Here is a 26,091-nt window from a genome sequence, read left to right on the forward strand (position 1 = left end):
TAACACGCTTCGCGATGCACAGCTATGGAGCATTCTGCACCATATCGCGCTGACCGCCTCGGGATTTTCATGCTTCCGGCATGAAAACGCCTCCCGGTACAGTGGCCTGTGGACAGTAACGCCACGCATTCATACGATCCGTGCATTAAATACACAGACCTGTCTGAAATGGTACCAAAAGAATGCAATATGCAATCATCATGGAGTAAAGGAGAACACACATGTACAGAGCAAACGACAGACGATATGATACTATGAAATACAACCGCTGCGGATACAGCGGCTTAAAGCTTCCGGAAGTCTCCCTGGGCTTGTGGCATAATTTCGGAGACACCGCAGTGTATGACAACATGAAAAAACTATGTTTCACTGCTTTTGACAACGGGATCACCCACTTTGACCTGGCTAACAATTACGGTCCCCAGCCCGGAAGCGCGGAGAAAAACTTCGGCAGGATCCTTAAGGAGAACTTTCTTCCTTACAGAGATGAAATGATCATCAGCACCAAGGCGGGCTATGATATGTGGCCGGGTCCTTACGGCGACTGGGGCAGTAAAAAATATCTGACTGCCAGCCTGGACCAGAGCCTGATGCGAATGGGCCTTGCGTATGTGGATATTTTCTACCACCACAGAATGGACCCGGAAACGCCCCTTGAGGAGACCATGGAGGCCCTGAACCAAGCGGTAAGAAGCGGAAAAGCCCTGTATGCTGGTCTCTCCAACTACGATGAGGAAACTATGAAAAAAGCGGCAGCCATACTAAAGGACCTGAAATGCCCCTTTATCATTAATCAGAATTCCTATAACATTTTCAACCGTACCATAGAAAAGAATGGTCTGAAAGATGCCTGTACAGAGGAGAAAAAAGGGATCATCTCCTTCAGTCCTCTGGCCCAGGGCATGTTGACGGACCGTTATCTGAAAGGAATCCCCTCTGACAGCAGAATCGTTACGGACGGGCGTTTCCTAAATGCAGACCAGCTCTCAGACAGCCGTCTTGCCAGTATCCGGGGACTTGACCGGATCGCATCCGAAAGAGGGGAAAGTCTTGCGCAGATGGCGCTGAAATGGGTATTAAAAGATAATGTGGTGACCAGTGTGCTTGTGGGCGCATCCAAGCCCGAACAGATCCTTGATAATCTCAAGGTCATAAAAAGCGCACCGTTTACAGAAGAGGAACTGAAGAAAATAGACGAATTTTCGTAACCGTTCAGACAGGTCTGCGCATTTCCTCCCGTGTATTTAGCATATTACCGCTGCACAGTTCAAAGGCTGTGAAGCGGTACTTTTATTTTTTCCCAATAAAACGGTACGGCTGCGCAGACCTGGCAGACATATCCTTTTTCGATGGGGATCTCCTCCATAACCGCATGTTCCATGGAAAGTTTTGAAAGGTCCCTGGTAATCCCCTCCCCGCTCCATTTGAGATAGCTCTCCTTCTGTGCCCAGAAATCCGCAAATGCCATTTCCGGGTCATCCGCACTTCTGATCACTTCCTGTTCCCGGATATTCATGATCCGTTCCAAAAGTCTTCTGCCTCTCACCGGCTGTCTTATCTGCACGTCGATCCCTACCGGAACCCCCGCTGCAGCACAGACCGCATATGCGCCGGAATGGCTGATATTAAAATGGATCTCCGGGTAACCGTGCAGATAAGGTTTTCCGTTTTTTCCCTTTGACAGCATACGCTCCAGCTGCGCAAGCCCTTCTTCTCCTTTGGGCAGAGACAATCCGTACACCTCTTTCAGGGCATGGCAAAGCAGAAGCCTCCCGGCCCGGGTTTCATACCTTCCTTTTTCCCCTCCTGGCGCCGCTTTACCGGATAATGCATCTGTTTTTCCATAAAAGATCCAAACCTTTTCCATGATCACTGCCCTCTTTTCAACTCCTCCGGCACCAGCCTGCTTTCCACCAGAAATCTGGACACTTCCAAATCCTTATCATGCCGGCTTTTTGCATAGAGTATGTAAAGCTCTTTCCTGGCTCTTGTCATGCCCACGTAAAAGAGCCTCCGCTCCTCCTCAATACTGCTGTCCGAAACCGCTTTGTGATACGGTATCGTCCCTTCATTTACATCCATGAGAAATACCCTGTCATATTCCAGTCCCTTGATGCTGTGAAGTGTGGATACGGTAACGCCTTTCTTCTCCATATCCTGTTTCTTTGCCTGCTCTTTCAGCTTTTCCGTGTAGTCCGCTATGTGGGCAAACCATTCTCCGAAGCTTTTATATCCCTTTGCACTCTCAGCCAGCTCCTCCATGACCTCATACAAGTCATCCACTTTGATCTTCCGGTAAGACGCGTAATCTTTCAGATATTCTTCATATCCGATCCCATACCGGATATAGTTGATGGCGCCGTAGGGGGTCATGCGCTTTAATGTGGTCAAATCCTCCTCCAGTTTGTCAATCCTGTCGCACATCCAGTCTTTTCCCTCGTAAAACCAGCGAAGGCCTTCAAAAGATACTGTGGCATCGTCAAGGGATTCCCTGGATATATAACGGTTTGGACGGTTCATCACCTGTAAGAATTCCCGGCGGCTCCGGTCACCCTGGGCCAGTTTTATATAGGAGATGATATTCCTGGAAATCCAGTGTTCATACAGATTTGGCAGGGCATCCCGCATCTGGAATGGAATCTGGTACTCCATCAGTGTCTCCACCAGAAATCTGGCCCCAAGATTGGTTCGGTAGAGTATAGCGATCTCTTCATAAGGAGTCCCCTCTTTCACCGCTTTTTGGATACACTCCTTCACAAAAAGCTCCTCCTCCTTGCCGTCCTCGAATCCACGTACCGTTACCGGTTTTCCCTCCTCATTATCCGTAAAAAATTCTTTTGGATAACGGTTCTTATTCTTCCCGATCACTTTTTTGGATGTCTCTACGATCTGCTTTGTGGAGCGGTAATTACAGGCCAGAAGTTCTGTCCCCGCATCGGGAAAATCCTTTGGAAAATGCAGCATGATCTCCGGTTTCGCTCCCCTGAATGCGTAGATAGACTGATCATCGTCCCCTACAATAAAAAGGTTATTCTGCGGCGCTGCCAAAAGCTTTATAATGTCATACTGAAGCTGGTTGATATCCTGGAACTCATCCACAAGCACATACTGAAACTTTCCCTGCCATCCCGCCAGAATATCTTTTCTCTTTGTCAGAAGATCATAGCAATACAGCAGCATATCATCAAAATCCAAAAGCCTGGACTGCCTGCAGGCCTCCACATAAGAATGGTAAATCTTTCGGAATGTATCGTCCGGGCAGTTGGCAGAGTAGTAATGTTCTATGGGCATTCTGCCGTTCTTAACAATTGAGATTTCCTGTACCAGACCCTCAAAAAATTCTTTCTCATCATCAATCCGCATTTTCTGGCGGTAAACGATCTCTTTTAGGATGTCGTATTTCCGCTCATCACCCAGAATATTTTTTGCTGACAGCCGGTAGGCATGGCGCAGGATCCCGTAAAAGATACCGTGAAAGGTGCCGAAGGTCACTTCCCTGTATGCCCCCTGCATTCCCTCCTCTTCACACAGGCGTAAAAAACGCTCCTTCATCTCCCTGGAAGCCGCTTTTGTAAACGTCACCACCAGTATGGACGAAGGAGTCACCTGATATTTCTTTATTAAATTAGCCACCCTCCTGGTGATGGTGGTGGTCTTCCCGGAACCAGGGCCTGCAAGAAGCATCATGGGGCCCTGGTTATGGGAAACTGCTCGTTCCTGTGCGGAATTTTTCTGCATATATGGGTTACTCCATTATCGGTTTGTTTATGCCTGGCTTAAAATGCTGCGCACTTAAAAAGTTCAGCTGTCTGAGCTGTTACGCACACTCTAACTTTTCCACAGCTGCGTGCAGGCGTTTCATGGACTCCTCTTTTCCCAGCACTTCCAGGATTTCGGTAGCACCGGCGGGTGTCATCTGTTTGCCGGAAAGCGCGGTACGGATCGGCCAGAGAATCTGTCCGTTTTTATAGCCGTTCTCTTTCGCAAAACCGCAGAGCAGATCATACAGCGCATCGTTTGTATAGTCCTCGAAGTCCTCCAGGACCGGAAGGATCTTCTTCAGGACCTCCAGTGAAAGTTCAGGGTTTGTCTTCATTTTCGTGTGTGTGTACATGGACACATCATACTCCGGTACTTCCTCAAAGAAGTCAATGAGTGCCGGAATATCCGGAAATACTTCGATTCTTGTTTTAACCATCTGGGCGATCTTCTTTAAGTCCAGATCCCTTTTTACAGCCTCTTTCACAAACGGGATCGCCATGTCACAGAACTTGTCAAAGTCCATAGCCTTGATGTACTCCCCGTTCATCCATTTCAGTTTTGTCATATCAAACACTGCCGGGGATTTGCTCATGTGATGATAGTCAAACTCTTTCACCAGCTCTTCCAGACTGAAGATCTCACGGTTGTCCTCCGGGCACCATCCAAGCAGCGCCACATAATTTACAATAGCCTCTGTGAGAAATCCCTGGTCTGTCAAGTCCTCATAGGAAGAGTGTCCGGAACGCTTGCTCAGCTTTTTGTGTTCCTCATTGGTGATCAAAGGACAGTGGACATAGGTGGGGATCTCCCAGCCAAATGCCTCGTATATCCTGTTGTATTTCGGTGAGGACGACAGGTATTCATTTCCACGCACCACATGGGTGATGCCCATCAGATGGTCATCAATAACATTTGCAAAATTGTAAGTGGGATATCCGTCGGATTTTATTAAGATCAAGTCATCCAATTCATTGTTCGGCACTGTAATATCACCGTAAATATCATCATGGAAGGTTGTATTTCCCTCTGTGGGCATATTAAAACGGATAACATGAGGTTCTCCCGCCGCAAGCTTTGCTTCCACCTCTTCTCTGCTAAGATGCAGGCAGTGCTTATCATAGACCGCGATCTCCTTGCCGTCCTCTCCCACGCTGGCTTTCAGGGAATCCAGGCGCTCTTTTGTACAGAAGCAGTAATAGGCATCTCCCTGCTCGATCAGTTGTTTTGCATAGTTCAGATAAATACCCTGGGCATTTCTCTCACTCTGGACATATGGGCCGTATCCGCCGTCTTTGTCCGGTCCTTCGTCATGGATCAGCCCTGTTTTAGCCAGTGTGCGGTAAATGATCTCCAGCGCACCGTCCACAAAACGTTCCTGGTCTGTATCCTCAATACGGAGCATAAAGCTTCCGTTCTCATGCTTTGCGATGAGATATGCATATAAAGCGGTTCTCAAATTTCCCACATGCATCCTTCCGGTGGGACTTGGGGCAAATCTTGTTCTTACGGTACTCATTATCATTAATCTCCTTATCGGTTCCTGTTTTGTTCTGGTCTTACACAAAAAAGGGGTACATGGACATTGGCCAAATACCCCATATCATTGAAATTATACCGTAAGGTTTTCTACTTTTCAAGTGGGGAATCATGATTTTTCCCCTTAAGCGGAAAATAAACCTGATATTCCTCATACCCCACCTGATGGAGCGGAACAAACCGGATGCCTGTGTCCTGCCCGATGGTCTTATATGTATTCTGCCAGTAAGCCCACTCCCTCTCATTGTCACTGACCAAGACCTGCTCCGGTTCCCGCGGATCCACGTACAAGGTACGCTCTTCCCCGCACAGCCCGGCCAGCACCACGGGTCCGTCCAGAAAAGCAGCCATATCCGGTCTGCCCGGCAGATAGTCTGCATGGATTCCTTTCGGGATCTCAACATGGATGGTGTTTTGCTTCCAGACTCTCTTGATCTCTGCAAAACTGCCCTTCTCTGCCCTAAGATCCACGGCCTTCCCATCCACAAGGAAAACCGGCGTTCCCTGCATCCACCAGGGCACTCGGATCCGGATGGAGAATTCTGTTTCCCGCTCTGCCCTTATTTTAAGGTCAAATACCAGCCTGTCAGGATGGAAGAGCTGCCTTGCCGTGGCATCGGTGATCTTCTGCCGTCCGGGGGAATCACTGGATAGATGTTCGCTCCCGCTCAGAGAATTTATGACCTGCTCCGCTGATATGGCTGTATCCCCTATCATCCCCCTGTATTCCGAATCAAAATACTGGCATACATACAAGCCGTTTTCTCCCGTGTAATACATTCCCGTATTGTGCGCCGCGTTTGCCTGGACCAGAGAGCCATGGCAGCAGAAGAAATCCTGTGTCCTGCTGCTCCACGCTTTCTGCCCCCCTGCGCGCAGAGGCAGGAAATAAGTCAAAAGCCCCTCCTCCGGATACACGGATTTCCTGCCGTGGGTAAAGCTTCCCCTCCAATATCCCTGGGCCATAATGCCATTGTATAGATTCCTTTCCCAGTAATCCATATAAACAGCATCCCCTGTGCACCTAAATAAAAAATCTGCCAGCCGCATCATATTATATACGGTACAGTGTTCCTGGTTCTTGTCACCCAGCCTGTAGGCCAGATGCATCCGGGGACTCCATATCTCTCCGCAGGTCTGTCCTCCTGTTGCATAGGTGCCCCGCCTGGTAACTGCCATGTCCCAGTAGGCCTTCACAATATCCAGCCACTTTTCTTCCCCTGTCGCCTCGTAAGCGGCTGCAGCTCCCAGGATTTCGGGGATCGTGGTGTTGGCATGCATATTCGTCAGCACGTCTCTTCCTTCCAGAAGGCCGTCGAACAAGTCGCAGCGGTAATAGCGGTCCATCAACTCACGGAACAAACCTTTTTTAGTGATCCGGTACAAAAGGACCCATATTTCCAGCATTCCCCCTGTCTCCACATCCAAGATCCCCTGGAACTGCTCTTTGGTATACCGTCCGCTCCAGTCATAGAACCACTCCCCGAAATGTACGGCAATCTCCAGAGCTTTTTCATTTCCGGCCAGTTCATACATGTCAAGAAGCCCCATGAATGTCTTGTGCACCGTATACTGGGGTGCCCAAATACGCTTTTTGTTCCCAATCCAATAAAAGTATTTCTCCGGAATCGAAGCAGCCCATCTGCCGCCGTTTTCTTTCTGGCACTTTTCCAGGACATCTACGATCTCATCTGCTTTTGCCTTTACCATCTCATTCCCGGTTGCCTCATAATGCATGGCTGCGGCGGAAAGCCAGTGCCCGAGGAAATGCCCTCTCAGTTCACAGACGGGGGATTCCCAGCCCCCATGGATACCCGGGGGCAGTTCTGATGTCTTATAGAGACCGGCCTCCAGTGTATAGGGAAGAAGCAGGTTTTCATTCTCCAGTTCCAGCAGATACTTTTTGTTTTCCTCACGGCGGCGTACCAACTCAGGGTCAAAGACTTTGACCTGACGGCCTTTTGCCATTTTTAATTTACTCATATTTCATCTCCAATCTTATTTTACTGCTCCGCGTACCAGCCGCTTTTTTCTGTTTCAGGCGTGTAGCGAATCAGAACTTTTTCCATAAAAACAGAGAATAACAGTGTTCCCACAACAGGAAGGCAAAAAGCGGACAAGGGGATGTACCACATGACCACCGTACACAAAGCCACAGTCAGGACCATGAGAAGTGTATACGGAAAATGCTTTACCATTAACCCGGCAGAAAACCGCAGAATCTCAAAACATTTCATACTGCATCTGGAAAGAACGGGAAAGGCATAACATCCAATGGATAATACGGCAAAGGCCAGGCATCCATAAACTGTTGTGGTAAAAAACCGGAAACTCTCATCCCTAATCGCCGCTGCAAATATAAAATTCATATAGAACAATAAGATTCCCAGCAGATACAGGACCCAGATACCCAATGCAGGAAAAAAGTTCATTCTGAATGCATGAAAAAATGTCCTGGTCACATATCCCCTGTTCTTTCGGATCGCTTTCACCGATGTGTAGTAAAGGGCCGTGGTGGAGGCCCCTATGGTCACAACAGGCAGACAGCAGAGAAACCACAGGATGCTGAGCCATAAGATATCCGTCACCTTGCCGATTCCTGCCATGACCGGGGAATCATATTCCATAAAACTCATCGTATCATCTCCCTCTTTTGTACATCAGTCGTAACTATTCAGTAGGTCTGCGCATTCACTGCGCTGACCGTAAGAAAGTGTACCACGGCCAAGCAAAAATCCCATCGCCAAAGGCGATTCTGCATGGATTTTTGCCTGTAACTGTGAAGGTACTGAACAGTTACCATCAGTCTTTCATTCCCGACATCATTACACCTTTTACAAAGGCATCCTGGGCGCATAAAAATGCGATCAGCACCGGCAGTACCGCGATCACTGAGGACGCCATGAGCACAGGCCAGTCCGTGGAATACATGCCCTTCATGCTGGCAAGTCCCAGAGGCAGCGTATATTTTCTGGCGTCATTAATGTAAATAAGCGGTGTAAAATAATCGTTCCATACATTCATAAAACAGAAAATACACAGCGTGGCAATGGTGGACTTTGCCATGGGAAACGCAATCCTTAAGAATGTCACAATGGGATTGCAGCCGTCAATTTTGGCAGCCTCCACCAGCTCATTTGGCACCGTGATAAAAAACTGCCGCATAAGGAACGTTCCGAAGGCAGAAACAGATGCAGGAAGCATCAGGGACCACAGGGTGTTTACCAGCCCATACATGGACATCTGCAGGAAGTTTGTGATAACCGTTACATGGAACGGGATCATCATAGTTGCCAGATACAGCGTAAAAATTTTATCCCTGCCCTTAAAATTCATCTTCGCGAACACATAACCTGCCGTGGCAGATGTAAATACCTGAAAAAACACAACCCAGGCAGACACTTTTACGCTATTCAGGAAATACGCAAAATAATCAAACCTGCTGGAGATTTGCGTGTAATTTTCCCACACCAGACGCTCTCCAAACAAAGTCGGCGGGAATACAAACACTTCCCCAAGACTTTTAAAAGATGAAGACAGCATCCAGAAAAAGGGAACCAGCATGATCACAGACCCCAAGATCAGGATCAGATGAGCTATCACTTTACCAATCAGCTTTTTTTTCTTATTACTCATGACCCGACTCCCCCTCTAATAAATTTCCCGCATGTTCTTTTCCATGCGCATATTGAACACTGTTATGATCATAACAATGAAAAACAGCAGATACGCGATCGCACAGGCATAGCCCAGTTTAAAATACTGGAAAGCATTCTGATACAGATAATGTACCAGAACAGAGGAAGAACGTCCCGGCCCGCCCTTTGTCATAAGCATTACCTGGTCAAATACCTGGAAGGAGCTGATGATGGACATGACAAAAATAAAGAAGGTTGTAGGGCGCAGCATAGGCAAGGTTATATACCTGAACTGCTGCCATTTATTTGCCCCGTCCAGTTCAGAAGCTTCATAATAACTGGTGGAGATGCCCTGGAGCCCTGACAGGAAAATGATCATATTGTAGCCTGCATTTTTCCATATCCCCACGATCGCCAGGGAAATCAGGGATGTGGAGCTGTTTAACAGCCATTTTGGCCCCTGAATCCCAAACAGGGATAACACGTAATTCAAAATACCGTAGTCCGGGTTATAGATCCACTGCCACACAATGGCAACAACAACCATGGATGTGATTGCCGGAAGAAAAAACGCCGCCCTGTAAAATCTGCGGAATCCGATCTCACGGTCCAGCATGACCGCCAAGAGCAAAGAAAAGCACATGCCGATAGGTACGGTGATAACTGTATAAATAATGGTATTTTTCGTTACTTCCCAGATGATGGGGTCTTTTGCCATGTTAATGTAATTCTGAAACCCTATAAATTTTGGCGTTGTCAGCATATCATATTTCGTAAAGCTGAGGACCAGGGTTGCCACCACCGGTATCAGCATAAATAACAAGAATCCGATCACATTTGGAGCCAGCATGAGCCAGGCCCATTTGCTGTCATCCTTTAACTTACTTATTTTCTTTGTATTTCCCACTCTTACCCTCCTGTCCCGGACCGGTACTGCGGTGCGTAAATCCGTTCCCTATCCCTTACACACGGCGGTGCCGGACACCTGTCCGCATAAAAATGCATCCTGCACAAAGCAGTGTGCAGGATGCATCAAATTTTACCACTTACTGCTGTAATGCGTCTTGAATTGCCTCGTCGATTCTGGTATCCATATTCTCTAATGTCAGATCAATATCCTGGTCCTGTTTAAAGTACATATCCGTCTCTTCCGCAATAATGTCCCTTGCCTGTGAGGTGAGCTGTAAGGCCGTGGGGTCAACAACTGCATCCTTAAAATATGTAAGCATCTGTTTGTAGCTGTCCCCATGTACTTTCTCATCATACCACTGTGCCACAGCGTCATCCTCATACATGGAATAGCGGTTTGGCATCCAGAGTCCGCTCTTTACAAGTGCTCCCTGATAATCCATCCCGGACAGGAACTGAAGGAATTTCCAGGCCTCCTCTTTATGTTTGCTGGTATCTGAAATACAATGCAGGTGGGCCTGCCCTGTGGTAAGCACTTTTCCGTAAGACGGAAGGGGTGCCATCCCAATATTCATATCGGATGCAGCCAGTTCCTGAAGGGACCAGGAACCATCCACCAGCATAGCCACTTTACCTGTCTGAAGCATCTGTTTTGCGGACATTCCCACAGCGTCTAAGGTGGAAGCATCCGGCGCGGATCCGTCCTCTGTACGGATCGCCTTGATGGTCTCAAACACTTCTTTGTTCTCCGGGGAGTTCATTGTGCTCTTGGTGTAATCTTCATTGTATCTGGTTCCCCCGTTTGAAAGGAGCTGTGCGTTCAAAGTATCTGCCACCGTCTCCAGTCCGTACACACCGTAAATATCTTCTGATGTGAGCTTTTTCGCAATATCCCTGAATTCATCAATGGTCCAGCAATTCTCTGGGTCTGCACTGGGATATTCCAGTCCTTCTGCGTCAAATACATCTTTATTATAGTAGACTATGGGAGATACGGTACAGGATGAAATCCCATACACATGCCCGTCCACCTCCATGATCTGGCGGGAGGAATCTATGAAATCATCCAGCGGATAATTCTCATCGAACTGATCTGTAATATCCCACAGTGCGCCCTTTGAGACAATGGCACGGTAACTCTCCGCTGCCACGAACATAACATCCGGCAGGGAACCGGCCGCTGCCGAGGAAAGCAGTTTTGCATTGTACTCAGAACCGGCAAGTCCAGGTGTATAATTCACCTTTATATTGGGGTTCTCTTTTTCAAAAGCCGCAATGCCGTCCTTTACGGCCTGGGTTTCCAGAGGGGATGCCTCCCACCCCATAAAGGTAAGTTCCACCACACCATCTTTTGACTCTCCACCTGAATCAGAGGAAGCATCTGTACTGCCTGCCTCACCGGAGCCGTCCGGTCTGGACGGCGCACCACAGCCTGTTACAGCCGCTGCAGCCATTGCTGCTGCCAGAGATAACGCCATGATCTGTCTCTTTTTCATGTTATAAACCCTCCTGATCTATCATTCTTATTATCAGTTACTCTGCTTGCAAGCGCTTTTTATTTGATGACATTATGTTACCATACTGAAATTCTCAAACAACGTACAATACACAAGAAAAAGTGGTCATTTCCAATTATCTGCCATTTTCCCCGTCCATAGTCTGCGATTTTGTGATACTATAAAACAAGACAAGAGTGTGATTGAAAATCGCTTTCGGCAAAATGGAGCGTGCAGATTGCCGGAATGAATTTTCAAACACACTCCAGGAGGGAATACCATGCTCTATTTTATTTCTGATGCCAGCAAACCGGTGGAATATATCTCCTGCGGCAACCTGGCAAGCAAAGATGGTTTTGTACACCCAAAAAGAAACATTGATTCTTTTGTGTTGATCATTGTAATAAAAGGGACCCTGCACATTACCCAAAACATGACAAATTATGACGTGAGGGAGAACGAATTTATCCTGCTTTTTCCTGATACGCTCCATTACGGATACCGTCAGACAGAGGGGGAACTGTCTTATTACTGGGTGCACTTCTATGTGAAAGACCCGGATTATTCCATCTATAACAGGGGCAGTCTCCTGAGGAACCGCCCTATTTTCAAGGAATCTACAGATATCACTTCTACCCCCCCCCAGGGAAAATTTTCTACTTCCCGAATACGGGGAGTTATCTGTGGAGAAACGTTCACGGCTTCTCTTCGTGCAGCTTCTTGATATTGCCAAAAGGGAAAATTATATGCCTACATGGAGGTGCCACTATGCTCTGAACCTGCTCCTCATGGAAGCCACAAATGAATCTTTCCAGATCAACCGTTTTCTGGATTCCAGCGTTCCCATCCATGTTCTGGATGTCATAGAATGGATCCGCACCCATTACGACCAGCCGCTCAGCGTGGCTTCCATTGCGGAACAATTTGGGTATCATCCCACTTATCTGACCAATATTTTTAAGAAATACACCGGATATCCCATTCTCACATATGTGAACCGTACACGGATCGCCGTGGCAAAAAACCTGCTCACCAACCGTACCCTGTCTATTTACCGGATTGCGGATATGTGCGGGTTCTCGGATGAGAAATATTTTATGAAGCTGTTTAAACGCTATGAGGGGATCACTCCCACGCAATACAGAAAGGCCTTTCATCAGAAAAAGATCAATCTGACATAAAAAGCGGGACACGCTGCCTGAATGCAGACGTGTCCCGCTGACACATTTTCATCAAATTCTATTACTGTTCACGGTCCGGTAAGTCTCCTCCACGATCCGTTCCATGGCATTCAGGATATTTTCATATCCTGTACAGCGGCACAGATGTCCGGATATGAGCTTTTTCAGTTCCTCTCTGCTGTATCTTTTCCCTGTTCCCACGATCTCCACAGCACTCATGATGAGCCCCGGCGTGCAGAAGCCGCACTGGACTGCTGCTTCCTCCACAAAGGCCTTCTGGATAGGGGAAAGGTCACCGTCTCTGCCCTTTAAGCCCTCAACCGTCATGATATGCTTTCCCTCTGCCCACATGGTCAGATAAATACAGGAATCAATTGCCTCTCCGTCCACTAAAACGGTACAGGCCCCGCACTCTCCCACTTCACAGCCGCGTTTTACACTGGTAAGTCCCAGCCGGTTTCTCAGTGTATCCAGAAGCGCTTCCCTGTAATCAACAGCCAGTTCTGTCTCCCTGCCGTTGACTGTCATCGTTATGATCTTAAGCATCCGCCTCACCTCCCGCTGCTTTTTCTATGGCTTCTTTTGCAGTACGCACAGACAGCTCACGCACAAGCTGAAGGCGGAATTCCCTGGATGCGCGCCAGCTTGAACGGGGTGTCACCTCAGATACTGCCCCTTCCCGTATCCTCTCGTATAATTCCGGGTCTGTTATATCCATGCCTTTTACCCTTTTCTCCGTCTGATAACAGCGTACGGGTGTAGGCGCAGCCACCCCGAACCCCAGCCGGAAGTCTTCCATCTGTTTTTTATCTTCACTTAATTTCACATGTACCGCACAGCCCAGGGTGGCGATCTCCATTGCGTTTCGTTTCCCGTATTTAGTATAATGCCCGTAAAATCCTTCGTAGTTATCCCTGGTGATCTTTATAGCGGTAAGGATCTCTGCGTGTTCCCGTACCGTCCGGCCCGGACCGGTATAAAATTCTGTAACAGGCACCATTCTCGTGCCCTCTTCACCTGTCAGTTCCAAGACTGCGTTCAGCGTAAAGAGAACCGCCGCACTGTCCGCGCTGGTCGCACCATTGCAGACATTGCCCCCGATGGTTCCAATATTCCGTATCTGCGGGCCTCCCACCTGGTCCACGGCCCAGCCCAGTGCAGGGATATACCGCTGTATAACAGGGTCATAGGTGATATGGGAAAATGTAGTGGCCGGGCCGATCACAATGGTCCCGTCCGCCTCCATCCTGACCCCTTTGAGGGCCGGGATCCCATGGATGCTCACCAGTGAACAGCCGGCAAGTTTCCCTTCCCTTATTTTGATCAGCACATCACTTCCACCGGAGATCACAACAGCATCCCTATCTGCCTCAAGCGCTCTCACAGCGTCTTCTACATCCCTGGCCTGATAATATTTTTCAATGTCATACATGTGTTCCGCCCCCTTTCACAGCATCCTTTTCTCCTCCGATCAGTCCCTCTTTCAGAAACCGTTCCACCAGTTTCTGGGGTGACAGAGGCAGGGAATCAAAAGCGATCCCCGTGGCATGAAGCACCGCATTCCTGATAGCCGGAGCCACCGGAATAGCCGGCGGTTCACCCAGGGCTTTATTTCCGAAAGGACCTGTAGGGTCATCCAATTCCACAAAATCCGTATGCAGCCCGGGGGTATCCATGGCCGTAGGAATCTTATAGTCCAGCAGATTGGCATTCAGCGGCCTTCCTGTCTTCTCGTCCACCAGCAGTTCTTCACTCAGGGCATACCCCATGCCCATGCTCATCCCTCCGTGTACCTGGGCTCTGGCAAGGCTGGGATTTATCAGTTTCCCGCTGTCGTGCACATTAATAATATCCAGCACCCGGATCCTGCCAAGCGGCATATCCACTTCCACCTCTGCAAAACAGACGCCTGAGGCAAAGGAATTTTCTTTGCAGTGGCTGGTGGTCTCCGCCGTGATATGTACCGATCTTTCCAAGCTGTACAGCGCTTCCTCCGCCAGTGCCGCAAGGGAAAGCAGGACCTCCCCCGAAACTTTGTCGATTACCTGATTTTCTTTTATATCCAGCCTCTTCCAGGCAGCAGTCTCTGTACTTTTGCCGGATGTTCCGGTATCCTCCGCTGTAGCTGCCGGCCCATCTTCTTTTGGCAGTTTCAGTTTAAATGCCGCATATTCCAGTATTCTCTGTTTGAACAATTCACCTGTCTTTTTGACCGCTTTTCCGCTCACATATGTCTGTCTGGAGGCATAGGCCCCCGTGTCGAAAGGTGTGGTGTCCGTATCCTGCACGGTCTCTATATGTATCCTGTCCTCCGTGATCCCGGTGACCTCTGCCGCCATCTGGGTAAACACCGTATCCGCACCCTGACCGATCTCCGTTGCCCCCATGAAAAGCTGCATGGAACCGTCCTGATTCAGGACCATACGGCAGGAGGAAGTCTCAAGGGAGATGGGATAAACCCCTGTCTTATAATTGAAAATTGCCATCCCCACGCCTCTTCTCACAGGCCCGGACTGCTTTTCATAAGCCTTCCTTTTCTCCTCCCAGCCTATATAGTCCTTTCCCTTTTCCATACAGGCTTTCAGTCCGTAAGAATGGAACGCAATGCCCAGATGAGGGTCCATGTACCCCTCTTTCACACAATTTTTCAGCCGGAATGCCAGCGGATCCATGCCCACAGCATGGGCCAGATCATCCGCCACACACTCGGTCACAAAATCCCCCTGCGGAATCCCGTATCCCCGCATGGCTCCGCCTGTCATCAGGTTTGTGTAGACCGTGTAGCTGTCGGATTCCAGCACCTTCTCATCCCGGTAAAGCTGTTTAAAAATATTGGCCGCGTTGGCTGCAATGGCGTGGGCATGGGATGCGTATGCACCCTGATTGGAATATGCCACATATTTCCGTGCCACCAGTGTGCCGTCTTCCCGCACTGCACCCTTGATCTTCCAGGTAAATGCATGGCGCACACGGGTACAGCCAAGTGTTTCCTCCCTGGACAGCTCCAGCCTGACGCCGTGGCCGCCTGTCTGGGTACATAAAAATGCGTTCAGAGGCTCGTAAAGCACATCCTGCTTGTTGCCAAAACCGCCTCCTATATAAGGCTTTATCACCCGGATCTGACCGACAGGGATCCCAAGAGCCTGACTGACCACCCGTCTCACAATATGGGGGATTTGGGTGGAGGTCACAATAACGATCCTCCCTTTCTCCATGTAGGCATAGGAAACCGGCACCTCTATATGGCAGTGCTGTACCGGCTGGGTTCTGTATTCTTTTTCTATTATGGTCAGACCTTCCTCTTTTACAGCCTGCTCAAAGCTTTCGTCTCCCAGCACAAAACCGGTATGTGCGATCACGTTTCCCGGCTTCTCCTCATGCAGAAGAGGCGCGCCCTCTTTCATGGATGCCTCCGGATCCAGGATCACAGGATATTCTTCATACTCCACTTTGATCTTATCCGCTGCCCGCCTGGCTGCGATGTCATCCTCCGCGATGACAGCCGCAATATCATCCCCGTACATGCGGACCCGTCGGTTTAACAGCTTCCTGTCCTTAATATCCTGGTGCGCCTTCTCCACGGACCAGGGGTGCCCTGGTGTGGGAAACTGAATATCCGGCACATCAAAACAGGTGACGATCTTTATCACACCGGGTACCTTTAAAGCATCCTCCAGATCAAAACTTTTTACCCATCCGTTCCCAATGGTGCTGTGCACCACTTTTGCCGTATACAAATTCTGCGGCATCAAATCTGCCGTGTATTTCGCCTGACCCGTGACCTTCTCCCAGGCATCCACACGATTCATTGAACTGCCAACTCCCATACATCATCCCTCTTTTCCGGCGGTGGACAGCCAGTATCTCCTGTACACCGCATAAAATAATTAAATGATCCTTCTCCCAGCCGCATATTTCCCGGCTATATCCCTGTCATCTGACAGATATACCACACGCTCCAGACGCTCTTTCAAAGTTAGTTTCCTGGGTGTCTGCAATCTGGCGTCATCTACGATCACCGCATCAAATTCATATCCTTTTTCAAAGCTTCCCACCTGTCCAAAGAAGGCACCGCCTCCTTTTGTACCCATATAAAACACTTCCTCTACCGTGAGCGGCTTTTGTGTTTCATCCAACAGCCGCCAGCGGAGTTTGGATGCCTGCACAGCCCCCACCATCACCTGAAACAGGGAGAGCACATGGCCCCCGGCAATATCACTTCCCAGTCCCACATGTATGCCCTCCTCCAGATATCTCCGAATGGGTGCGGCCCCGGAAGACAGATCCGTGTTGGAGTGAGGACAATGAGCGGCAAAGATTCGGTTTTTCTTCATAAGTGCAATCTCTTCCTCCGTGGGATGCACACAATGTGCCATGACCGCCGGATAGTCTCCCCCAAACATGCCGAACCGCTCATACGCATCCCCGTAAAAAGCAGACCAGGGGCAAAGCTCCTTCACCCATGTGATCTCCCCTTTATTTTCAGAGAGGTGGGACTGCACCGGAAGGTCATATTCCCTGCGGATCTCACACAGCATTTCCATCAGACGGTCCGAACAGCTTGGAATAAACCGGGGGGTAAGGATTGGTTTTATATTCCTGTATTTCCCCTTTACTTCCCTCAGCCACTGCAGGGTGTCCTCCGCGGATTTTTCCGGGCTGTCCTCACAGAGGTAGTCCGGCGCATTCCGGTCCATATTTACTTTTCCCACCATTGCCTGCAGACCTGTCTCCTCCAGCATATCCATCAAAAGAATGGTAGCCGGAACATGGCGTGTGGCAAAAACACAGGCCCTGGTGGTTGCACTTTTTTTCAGATCCTCTGTAAAAATACGGTATGCCTTTTTGGCATACTCCATATCCTCGTACCTGCCCTCCTCAGGAAATGTCCTGGTATCCAGCCACTCCAGAAGCTCCATATCCATACCAAGCCCTGTAAACGCATACTGGGGCGCATGCAGGTGCAGATCCACCAGCCCGGGAAGGATCAGCGCATCCCCGTAATCTGTCAGGGGATACTCTTTGTAATCATCCGGCAGACTCTCAAATACGCCCTGGCAGATGCCGTCCCTGCATAAAAGATATGCATGGGGGATCGTAGTTACTTCTTTTTCGGTCTTGCTGTAGCAGATATTTCCTTTCAATATAAAGGTATCTGCCTTTTTTTCCTCTTTTCTCATGTCACTTCCTCCTATATGAGGAGCCTTTGCCAACAATAAAAAACCAGCCACCAAAGCCAGACTGCAAAGCCCCCAAGATCAGGGGACTTATAGTCAGCTATTTCGGTAGCTGGTAGAAACGTTCAACCCGCATTATGAACATATATAAGTCCTGTTTTCACCGTATTACTACGGCGAACTACTATTATTAGTATAGTATACACAGGTGTAAAAGTCAATATTCATGAAACAGGATTCTTTCAATTGCCCGGTTTCCCGTTATTGTTCACAGTCCAATTCCCGGGAGGTGTTTTCCCAAAGGGATGCTGCGCGATGCGCAGCAAAATCCCGAGTTGGCCAGCGCCAAAATGCAACTCATTGCATTTCTAAAAATCACACTGCAGCCTTACCGTCCGGCCCGTCCATATGTTCTTTCCCTGTTTTTGTCATTTTTATGTCATTTCTCTTAACAATATACGCCATCCTTGTATACTTTGTCCAGCATCTGCTTTCCGGCCTTGTGCACATTTGTTATATCTCTCCTGATCTTATAGATTCTTTCGTTGACTCCTGCCTAAAACTCCTTTACAATGAAAGAGCACTGCGAATAATAGAAACTACGCTTCGCAGGTTTTCTATCATGACGAATCACGAAAAGGAGACTGCTTATGGAATTTTTTAACCTTGCATGTATAGACCCGTCCCTGATGCCCGGAGCCGTATGTGCCGTGGAATATCTGGAAGAAAACATGACCGGAGGATCCCGTGTAAAAATACTTGCAGAAAAAGGCGGCAGCGGCCTGTCTGTCCGGTTGGACCGGGATCTTGCCAGCATTACATACAGTAAAACTTCCGAGTTTTTCCGGGGCCTGGGTTTTGTAAAAGAATGGATAACGGAAAACCGCACCAGCGCTGCCAGGGAAGAACATCCCGTCTTTGAACATCTCACCTATATGGCTGACTGCTCCCGCAATGGGGTATGCAGCCCTGATCATCTGAGACGGCTCATGGTCAAACTTTCCCTGATGGGATATGACCGCCTAATGCTCTACACAGAGGACACTTACCAGGTGGAGGGCTATCCTTACTTCGGCCATTTCCGGGGCAGGTACAGCAGGCAGGAACTGCGGGAACTGGACGAATTTGCCGCCTCGCTGGGCATTGAGATGGTTCCCTGCATCCAGACATTGGCCCACTTAAATGCCATTTTCCGCTGGCCTGCCTTTAAACAGGTACACGACACAGGGGACATTCTCCTGTGCGGAAGCGACGATACCTATAAATTGATCGAAGCTATGATACGCACCTGGTCTGAAACCTTTAAAAGCCGTGTGATCAACATTGGGATGGATGAAGCCGAGATGATCGGCCGGGGCGCTTACCTGAACCAATTCGGATATGAGGAACGTATCGACATTATGGAGCGCCATCTGCACCGCGTGCTTGAAATCTGTGAAAAGTATGGATATACTGCCATGATGTGGAGTGACATGTTTTTCAAAATGATCTCCGGCGGGGAATATTACGGAAAGGAATTTCATATCACAGAGGAGATCAAAAAGAAGATTCCGCAAAATGTGGAACTGCTCTATTGGGATTACTATTCCAGAGAGGAAAATACCTATGACCAGATGATGAAATACCACAGGGAACTGGCCGGAAACGTGGGCTTTGCCGGAGGTGCCTGGAAATGGAATGGATACGCACCGCTTCTGAACCACAGTATGCAGGTGTCCCGCCTTGCCCTCAGACAATGCCAAAAACACGGCATAACCAATGTACTGGTAACCGGCTGGGGAGATGACGGCAGTGAGGCATCCCAGTCTGCCGTTCTGCCTGTGCTCTCCCTCTTCGCAGAGTATGATTATGGGCAGACGGTAAATGACTGTGACCTGGCCCCGCGCTTCCTGGCGTGTACCGGAGCTGTGCTGGAGGATTTCCTGAAGCTGGACCTTCCTAACCTGACACCTGATAATCCGCTGCCAGGAAAGATGAGTGCAGCCCCTGCCAGATATCTGCTGTATCAGGATGTTCTTATGGGTATCTATGACTGCCATGTGGATATGTCCTTTAAATCCCATTACCACCGCTGTGCCGAAGAGCTCCGGGCGATCGCCCAAAAGGGCGGGGAGTATGCCTGCATGTTCCGCACACTGGCACTCCTAAGTGAAGTGCTGGCTAAAAAAGCCACCCTTGGACTTGAAGCAAAGGCAGCCTATGACGGGGAGGACAAAGCCGCGCTCCTGCAGACTGCGGATATCTGCATCAAAACCGCCGGGCTGGTGGAACAGTTTAAACACGCATTAAAAGACCAGTGGTTTCAGGAAAATAAAGCCTTTGGCTACGAGGTCCTGGATATCCGCTTAGGCGGTCTGATGGAGCGACTTAAAAGCTGTGCTGCCCGCATGGCGGATTATGCGGAAGGAAAGATCACCTGCATAGAGGAACTGGAGGAAACGCGTCAGCCCATACTTACAGATGACAAAGGGCAGACCCTCTCCCCAGTCTGCGATAATATCTGGCGTGAGATGGTGACTGACTCTGTGATGTAAACTGTTTACATACAATTATAATCTTAAATTTTTAGAAAATTTGTTTTTTCTTCCATTTAATCATTGACTATTGTTTTCAAAAGAATTAATATAAAGATAACAAATAAATGTGCAAAGGGGTGTTCATAATGTTGGAAAGATTGATTATCACTTTGATTTTTGCTACCGGATTCCTGTTAGTCTGTTGGACTTTGATGGAATACTGGCTTCGTTCTTCCAGACGCACAACAGAAACGGGGTTACGAGATAAAACCATTTTAGTGATCGGCCGGTTCTGCCAGGCCATTCAGCAGAAAAAGAACTTCCGCCACATATGGATGGAAGAAGAATTCGGAAGTGCCCACCTGAATCCTCTTCACAGTACAAAAAATACTGCAGAGGCAGATGAACACACCGAGGGCAGAGAACAGGGAAGCAGATACCATGAGAAAAAATTCAAAATGAAGGTCAACATGTAGTTATTTCAAAAAAAATCGTGTTACAATAAATCCTCATTTTAAGAGGCCTGGTCCGAATCACTCGGCCAGGCCTCTTGCATTTTATCTGCACTAGTACAACAGCGAACAGGCAGGCTGCCATACTGTCAGCCAAGCTCTCTCATTATATCTTCCACTGTTTCTATTTTATTGGAACGGTAAGCATTGGAACCGCAAAACAGCAGTGCATCCTCCACCCGTCCCTCCGCTGCATTCACCAATGCCTGGGTGATACAGTAAGGTATCTCTGCGGGCTTACAGGTAACGATACAGTGGTAACAGTGTTCAATCCTGCATTTCTCAGTCTTCACCCTGTCCATAAAAGGATTTTTGATGGCTCTTCCCGGCATTCCCACAGGACTCTGTACAATGCAGATATCCTCTTTCTGTGCGTTCAGATATGCCTGCTTGTATTCCGGTGCTGCATCACACTCTTTGGTGGTCACAAAGCGGGTTCCCATCTGTACCCCGTCCGCGCCCAACGAAAGTGCATGGTCCATATCCGCCTTGTCATATATACCGCCCGCTACGACCACAGGAATCTTTTTGCTGCATGTTTTCCCGTATTCCTTCACTTTCTCTATAATAGAACAGATCACTTTATCGTAGGATTCATCGGTGAAGGTATCCAGCTCTTCCCTGGAAAATCCCAGATGGCCTCCTGCTTTCGGCCCTTCGATGACAACCAGGTCCGGTGCTTTCTTATATTTTCTGTCCCACATACGGCAGATGACATTCAGGGATTTCAGGGAGGACACAATAGGGGCTATCTTTGTTTTGGTACCCTCCACATATTTTGGAAGATCTATGGGCAGTCCGGCTCCTGAGATGATCAGATCCACCCCCGCCTTCACCGCTGTCTTCACATATTCCTCATATCTCTGGGTGGCTACCATAATGTTCACGCCAATGATACCGCCTTTTGCAATTTCCCTGGCTTTTCTGATCTCCTTTTCTATGGCCCTGTAATTTGCCTCAAAAGGATGTTTTCTAAAATCCGGTTCCCGCCATCCGATCTGTGCAGTGGATATCACCCCCACACCGCCGTAGGCAGCCACACTGCCCGCCAGACCGGACAGGCTGATGCCCACTCCCATGCCGCCCTGTATCACTGGGATCTTAGCTGTCAAATCACCTATAATTAATGGTTTCCTCATATTCTAACTCTTTCTGGCTCACATTTTTCTGAATCTCTCGTACCGGAGGGCTGCCAGCTCTTCCGGTGTCTTTCCTTCCATCTCTGTAAGGAACTGGTGCATCCGGTTCTTCATATCCTCTGCGATCTCCGGCAGGTTCTGCGCGCAGGCAGGCGTATCCTCCATGATCACATGCTCAATGATCCCCAAATCCTTCAAATCTCTGGCTGTGATCTTCATGACCTCTGCCGCTTCTTTTGCCCTCTTGCTGTCCTTCCAGAGAATGGATGCAAATCCCTCCGGTGAGAGAACGGAGTATGTGGCATTTTCCATCATCCAGACTTCATTGCCTACTCCCAGAGCAAGCGCACCGCCGCTTCCGCCTTCGCCGATGACAATACTCAGCACAGGTACTTTCAATGCAGACATTTCCAGCAGGTTTCTGGCGATGGCCTCTCCCTGCCCTCTCTCCTCCGCCTCAATGCCGCAGAACGCCCCAGGCGTGTCAATAAAATTTATGATAGGGCGGTTGAATTTTTCTGCCTGTTTCATAAGACGCAGTGCTTTTCTGTATCCTTCCGGGGACGGCATACCAAAGTTTCTCAGGATATTATCCTTGGTGTTTCTCCCCTTCTGTACACCGATCACAGTTACCGGCTGCCCGTCCAGCACTGCCAGACCTCCCACAATGGCACCGTCATCCCGAAATGCCCGGTCTCCGTGCAGTTCCATAAACTCTTCAAAAACAGTTTCTATATAATCCAGACTGGTGGGACGTTTGGAGTCCCTTGCAGTCTCCACGCGCTCCCAGGCAGTCATATGCTTTTCCTTATTTCTGCGCCTCCGCCTTTTCTCCTCTTCCCCTGCTGCTTCCGGCAGAGTGATCCTGGTGAACTGGCAGTAACCGTTCTTTCTCTCATGAAATTTAACAAGACCGGACAGCGTCTTTTTCAACAGATTTCTAGTCACGATCCCATCTATGATGCCGTGCTCCACCAGAAATTCCGCTTTCTGGAACCCTTCCGGCAGTTTTTGTCCGATGGTCTGGGCAATGACCCTTGGGCCTGCAAAACCGATCAAGGCTCCCGGTTCGGCCAGGATGATATCACCCAGCATAGCAAAGCTGGCTGTCACGCCCCCTGTCGTGGGGTCTGTGAGCACCGGAATATAGAGAAGACCTGCCTCGCTGTGCCTTTTGATGGCAGCAGAGGTCTTCGCCATCTGCATCAGGGATACCATCCCCTCCTGCATTCTGGCCCCGCCGGAGCAGCAGAACAGGATGACCGGCAGCTTTTCCTCTGTGGCCCGCTCAAAAGAACGGGTGATTTTCTCTCCCACCACATATCCCATGCTCCCCATGAGAAAACGGGCGTCACAGACTCCCAGCACAACCCTGGTACCGTCAATCCTGGCCTCTCCGATGCGGATGGCCTCCTCCAGATGGGTCTTTTCCTGCTGTTTTGCGATCTTCTCCTCGTACTCCGGATAGTCCAGGGGATTAAAGGTATGAAGCCCTGTACACCATTCTTTAAAAGACCCCTTATCCGCCACCATGCGGATTCTGGTCTTGGCCTTGATCCGGAAATATCCCTTGCATTTCGGACATACATAATCATTTTTTACAACGTCTTCCTTGTACAGAAGTTCTCCGCACTTCGGGCATTTCACCCATAAACCTTCCGGAACGGAGGGTGTGTTTTCACTGCCGGATATCTCTTCCCCGGACACTTTGCTCTCCTCAGTCTCCGGCTCCTGCACATTGGTAGTCTTCTTGAATAAATCCTTTAATCTGGACATATCTGCCTGCTCCTTACTCGTAATGGTAACCGTTCAGATGCCTAAATTGTTACATGCATCCAGCCATTAAAAATCAGTTCTCAATGGGCCGGATACTTACAGCTATCACACATTCATACGGTCAGCGCAGTGAATACACAGACCTGTCTGAACTGTTACTCATAATGCTCTTCTATGAAATGTGTCGTCACATTTCCATCCAGAAAATCTTTCTGGTTCAATATATCATACTGGAAATCCAGGTTTGTCTGCACGCCCTCGATGATCACTTCACCCAGGGTACTCCGCATTTTTGCTATGGCTCCCGCCCTGTCTTTGTCGTGGACGATCACCTTCATGATCATGGAATCGTAGTTGGGCGGTATCTGATAGCCGTTATACACGGCTGTATCAATGCGGACACCGTTTCCGCCCGGCACATGCAGGTTCTCGATCACCCCCGGACACGGCATGAAGTTCTTCGCCGGATTCTCCGCGTTGATCCTGCACTCAATGGCATGGCCTCTCATACAGATATCCTCCTGCTTCACAGACAGGGGAAGGCCTGCTGCCACCCGGATCTGCTCTTTTACCAAATCAACACCTGAGACAAATTCTGTCACCGGATGCTCCACCTGGATCCTGGTGTTCATTTCCATGAAGAAAAAATCACCGTTTCCGTCAAGCAGAAACTCAATGGTTCCGGCACTCTCGTACCCCACCGCTTTCGCGGCGCGCACAGCCGTCTCGCCCATGATCCTGCGCAGCTCTTTAGTGATGGCGCAGGAGGGGGATTCCTCGATCATCTTCTGGTGGCGGCGCTGGACGGAGCAGTCACGCTCCCCTAATTGCACTACATTTCCCAGTCTGTCCCCGATGATCTGCACCTCTATGTGGCGGGGTCTGCCAACGTAGCGCTCCAGATACATGGTATCATCCGCGAAAGCATTTACAGACTCTCTCTGGGCAGTGCTGAAATTCTCCCGGAAGTCTTCTATGCTCTCCGATATACGCATACCCTTTCCGCCGCCGCCAGAGGAGGCCTTGATCATAATAGGGAAACCGATCTTCTCCGCCTCCGTCAGAGCCTCCTCCACTGTGTACACCGGCTCTTTTGTACCCGGCACCACCGGAACGCCTGCCTCCATCATGGTTCTTCTGGCCTCTGATTTATTTCCCATTTTATTGATCACCGCAGCAGATGGACCGATGAATGTCACATTGCATTTCTCACACATCTCCACAAATTTGCTGTTCTCAGACAAAAAGCCGAATCCCGGATGTATGGCCTCCGCTTTTGTAGCGATGGTGGCACTTAAGATCCGCTCCATGTTCAGATAACTCTCCGATGCAGCAGCCGGACCGATGCAGACCGCCTCGTCCGCCAGCTGCGCATGGAGGGCATCCCTGTCCGCCTCAGAATAGACGGCAACCGTTTTGATCCCCATTTCCCTGCAGGCACGGATAATGCGCACCGCGATTTCTCCTCTGTTTGCGATTAATATCTTCTGAAACATATCCGTTCTCCTATCCGATTACAAATGTCATCTCAGCGGATGTGGTTATCTTGCCGTCCTGGTTTCTGGCAACTGCTTTTCCCACGCCGACAGGCCCTTTTTCCTTAATGATCTCCAATTCTAGGGTCAGTACATCCCCCGGTACTACTTTTGTTTTAAATTTTGCGGAATTGATAGCTCCAAAGTAAGCGGTCTTTCCTTTATTCTCAGGCTTGCTGAGAATGGCCACAGCGCCTACCTGAGCAAGTGCTTCTAACTGAAGCACACCCGGCATTACAGGCTCCTGGGGAAAATGTCCGGCAAAGTACGGTTCGTTGTAGCTCACGCATTTTTTTCCCACCGCACGGACACCGGGTTCCAGCTCCTCTATAGTATCGATCAGCAGAAAGGGCTGTCTGTGAGGGATGATTTCCATGATTTCCTTTGTTGTCAGTTTCATATCTATGCCTCCTAACGGATTACGAACAGGGGCTGTCCGTACTCTACTACTTCCTCATTTTCCACCAGAATCTGTTCCACGGTTCCGTCAAATTCAGATTCGATTTCATTCATCAGTTTCATGGCCTCCACAATCCCCAATACCTGGCCTTTTTTTACAGTATCTCCGACTTTTACAAATGTTTCCGCATCCGGTGAGGGTGCGTTGTAGAAGGTACCTACCAGCGGGGACTTCACCACATTGCCGGAAAGGACTGTCTCTCCTGCTTCCTGAAAAGAGACTTCCGTCTGAAGCGGCCCTGCCTGTGCCTGGACAGCCTGCATAACAGGACCGCCGGCTGCTGGTCCCATATCAGGTCCCGGTGCAGGTGCCATCATGGGCGCTGCGATCACCTTAGTCTGTTTATTTGTCTTCATGGAGATTTTCAGGTTTCCCTCCTCCATGGCAAACTGTGTCAGGTTTGAGTCGCTGACTGTTTTAATTAGCTGAATGATTTTTTCAAATTCCATATGCG

At 49.1% G+C, this 26,091-nt stretch carries 22 protein-coding genes, 1 pseudogene and 1 riboswitch; of the genes and pseudogenes, 6 read left to right on the forward strand and 17 right to left on the reverse strand.

What is annotated here, in order from left to right; genetic code table 11:
* The first annotated feature begins 221 nt into the window (after positions 1-221).
* Complete coding sequence (locus tag C6P39_RS27065) at positions 222-1,208, forward strand: aldo/keto reductase (protein ID WP_104805785.1); 987 nt, start codon at positions 222-224, stop codon at positions 1,206-1,208.
* Between the two features lie 59 nt (positions 1,209-1,267).
* On the opposite strand, the gene C6P39_RS27070 is transcribed toward C6P39_RS27065, so the two are convergent.
* The 8 genes from C6P39_RS27070 to C6P39_RS27105 form a co-directional block, all read right to left on the reverse strand.
* Positions 1,268-1,867 (reverse strand): 4'-phosphopantetheinyl transferase family protein, encoded by a 600-nt coding sequence (locus C6P39_RS27070; protein ID WP_104805786.1) that lies wholly within the window; start codon positions 1,865-1,867, stop codon positions 1,268-1,270.
* A 2-nt stretch (positions 1,868-1,869) separates the two neighbouring features.
* Complete coding sequence (locus C6P39_RS27075; RefSeq protein WP_104805787.1) at positions 1,870-3,738, reverse strand: ATP-dependent helicase; 1,869 nt, start codon at positions 3,736-3,738, stop codon at positions 1,870-1,872.
* Positions 3,739-3,817: 79 nt separating this feature from the next.
* Positions 3,818-5,278: a glutamate--tRNA ligase gene (gltX, locus tag C6P39_RS27080; protein WP_104805788.1), complete on the reverse strand. Its 1,461-nt coding sequence runs from the start codon at positions 5,276-5,278 to the stop codon at positions 3,818-3,820.
* A gap of 110 nt (positions 5,279-5,388) precedes the next feature.
* On the reverse strand, positions 5,389-7,281 hold the full coding sequence (locus tag C6P39_RS27085; protein WP_104805789.1) for a beta-L-arabinofuranosidase domain-containing protein: 1,893 nt from the start codon (positions 7,279-7,281) through the stop codon (positions 5,389-5,391).
* A gap of 20 nt (positions 7,282-7,301) precedes the next feature.
* Positions 7,302-7,934 (reverse strand): YesL family protein, encoded by a 633-nt coding sequence (locus tag C6P39_RS27090; RefSeq protein WP_104805790.1) that lies wholly within the window; start codon positions 7,932-7,934, stop codon positions 7,302-7,304.
* Positions 7,935-8,100: 166 nt separating this feature from the next.
* Positions 8,101-8,934 (reverse strand): carbohydrate ABC transporter permease, encoded by an 834-nt coding sequence (locus tag C6P39_RS27095; protein ID WP_095172434.1) that lies wholly within the window; start codon positions 8,932-8,934, stop codon positions 8,101-8,103.
* Positions 8,935-8,949: 15 nt separating this feature from the next.
* Positions 8,950-9,843 (reverse strand): carbohydrate ABC transporter permease, encoded by an 894-nt coding sequence (locus C6P39_RS27100; RefSeq protein WP_104805791.1) that lies wholly within the window; start codon positions 9,841-9,843, stop codon positions 8,950-8,952.
* Between the two features lie 139 nt (positions 9,844-9,982).
* Positions 9,983-11,341 (reverse strand): ABC transporter substrate-binding protein, encoded by a 1,359-nt coding sequence (locus tag C6P39_RS27105; RefSeq protein ID WP_104805792.1) that lies wholly within the window; start codon positions 11,339-11,341, stop codon positions 9,983-9,985.
* 216 nt (positions 11,342-11,557) lie between these two features.
* On the opposite strand from C6P39_RS27105, the pseudogene C6P39_RS28820 reads away from it, so the two are divergent.
* The 3 genes and pseudogenes from C6P39_RS28820 to C6P39_RS27115 form a co-directional block, all read left to right on the forward strand.
* Positions 11,558-11,641: pseudogene (locus tag C6P39_RS28820) on the forward strand (DUF6783 domain-containing protein); the annotation flags it as partial.
* A complete protein-coding gene (locus C6P39_RS27110) occupies positions 11,622-12,065 on the forward strand; it encodes an AraC family ligand binding domain-containing protein (protein ID WP_104805793.1) in 444 nt (147 codons plus the stop codon). The pseudogene C6P39_RS28820 and the gene C6P39_RS27110, both read left to right, overlap by 20 nt.
* Positions 12,025-12,522 (forward strand): AraC family transcriptional regulator, encoded by a 498-nt coding sequence (locus C6P39_RS27115; RefSeq protein ID WP_147737695.1) that lies wholly within the window; start codon positions 12,025-12,027, stop codon positions 12,520-12,522. The genes C6P39_RS27110 and C6P39_RS27115 overlap by 41 nt, the downstream gene beginning before the upstream one ends.
* A 51-nt stretch (positions 12,523-12,573) precedes the next feature.
* Here the strand turns inward: C6P39_RS27115 and xdhC are convergent, their stop codons facing one another.
* From xdhC to C6P39_RS27135, 4 genes are read right to left on the reverse strand one after another with little or no spacing between them, the layout of a single operon-like run.
* Positions 12,574-13,068, reverse strand: coding sequence for a xanthine dehydrogenase subunit XdhC (gene xdhC, locus C6P39_RS27120; protein ID WP_104805795.1), 495 nt, complete (start codon positions 13,066-13,068; stop codon positions 12,574-12,576).
* Complete coding sequence (gene xdhB, locus C6P39_RS27125; protein ID WP_104805796.1) at positions 13,061-13,954, reverse strand: xanthine dehydrogenase subunit XdhB; 894 nt, start codon at positions 13,952-13,954, stop codon at positions 13,061-13,063. Before xdhB ends, xdhC begins: the two co-directional genes overlap by 8 nt.
* Complete coding sequence (xdhA, locus tag C6P39_RS27130; protein WP_104805797.1) at positions 13,947-16,349, reverse strand: xanthine dehydrogenase subunit XdhA; 2,403 nt, start codon at positions 16,347-16,349, stop codon at positions 13,947-13,949. Before xdhA ends, xdhB begins: the two co-directional genes overlap by 8 nt.
* A 60-nt stretch (positions 16,350-16,409) precedes the next feature.
* Positions 16,410-17,702, reverse strand: a complete 1,293-nt coding sequence (locus C6P39_RS27135; RefSeq protein WP_104805798.1) for an amidohydrolase family protein — start codon at positions 17,700-17,702, stop codon at positions 16,410-16,412.
* Between the two features lie 70 nt (positions 17,703-17,772).
* Positions 17,773-17,870, reverse strand: a riboswitch (purine riboswitch).
* Between the two features lie 479 nt (positions 17,871-18,349).
* Here C6P39_RS27135 and C6P39_RS27140 point away from each other — a divergent pair.
* Positions 18,350-20,233 carry a beta-N-acetylhexosaminidase gene (locus tag C6P39_RS27140; protein ID WP_104805799.1) on the forward strand — a complete coding sequence of 628 codons (1,884 nt, stop codon included), beginning with the start codon at positions 18,350-18,352 and terminating at the stop codon, positions 20,231-20,233.
* A gap of 128 nt (positions 20,234-20,361) precedes the next feature.
* Positions 20,362-20,691, forward strand: a complete 330-nt coding sequence (locus C6P39_RS27145) for a hypothetical protein (RefSeq protein ID WP_104805800.1) — start codon at positions 20,362-20,364, stop codon at positions 20,689-20,691.
* A 125-nt stretch (positions 20,692-20,816) separates the two neighbouring features.
* Here C6P39_RS27145 and C6P39_RS27150 read toward each other — a convergent pair whose 3' ends face one another.
* From C6P39_RS27150 to accB, 5 genes are all read right to left on the reverse strand, one after another.
* Entirely contained in the window at positions 20,817-21,866 is a 1,050-nt protein-coding gene (locus tag C6P39_RS27150) for an NAD(P)H-dependent flavin oxidoreductase (RefSeq protein ID WP_104805801.1), read from the reverse strand.
* 18 nt (positions 21,867-21,884) lie between these two features.
* Positions 21,885-23,642, reverse strand: coding sequence for an acetyl-CoA carboxylase carboxyltransferase subunit alpha (locus C6P39_RS27155; RefSeq protein WP_104805802.1), 1,758 nt, complete (start codon positions 23,640-23,642; stop codon positions 21,885-21,887).
* Positions 23,643-23,797: 155 nt separating this feature from the next.
* Complete coding sequence (locus C6P39_RS27160; RefSeq protein ID WP_095172421.1) at positions 23,798-25,138, reverse strand: acetyl-CoA carboxylase biotin carboxylase subunit; 1,341 nt, start codon at positions 25,136-25,138, stop codon at positions 23,798-23,800.
* A gap of 10 nt (positions 25,139-25,148) precedes the next feature.
* Entirely contained in the window at positions 25,149-25,577 is a 429-nt protein-coding gene (fabZ, locus tag C6P39_RS27165; RefSeq protein ID WP_104805803.1) for a 3-hydroxyacyl-ACP dehydratase FabZ, read from the reverse strand.
* A gap of 11 nt (positions 25,578-25,588) precedes the next feature.
* Positions 25,589-26,086, reverse strand: a complete 498-nt coding sequence (gene accB, locus C6P39_RS27170) for an acetyl-CoA carboxylase biotin carboxyl carrier protein (RefSeq protein ID WP_095172419.1) — start codon at positions 26,084-26,086, stop codon at positions 25,589-25,591.
* Positions 26,087-26,091 lie beyond the last annotated feature (5 nt).

It is taken from the genome of Blautia marasmi (assembly GCF_900258535.1).
In the GTDB taxonomy this organism is placed as follows: domain Bacteria; phylum Bacillota; class Clostridia; order Lachnospirales; family Lachnospiraceae; genus Blautia; species Blautia hominis.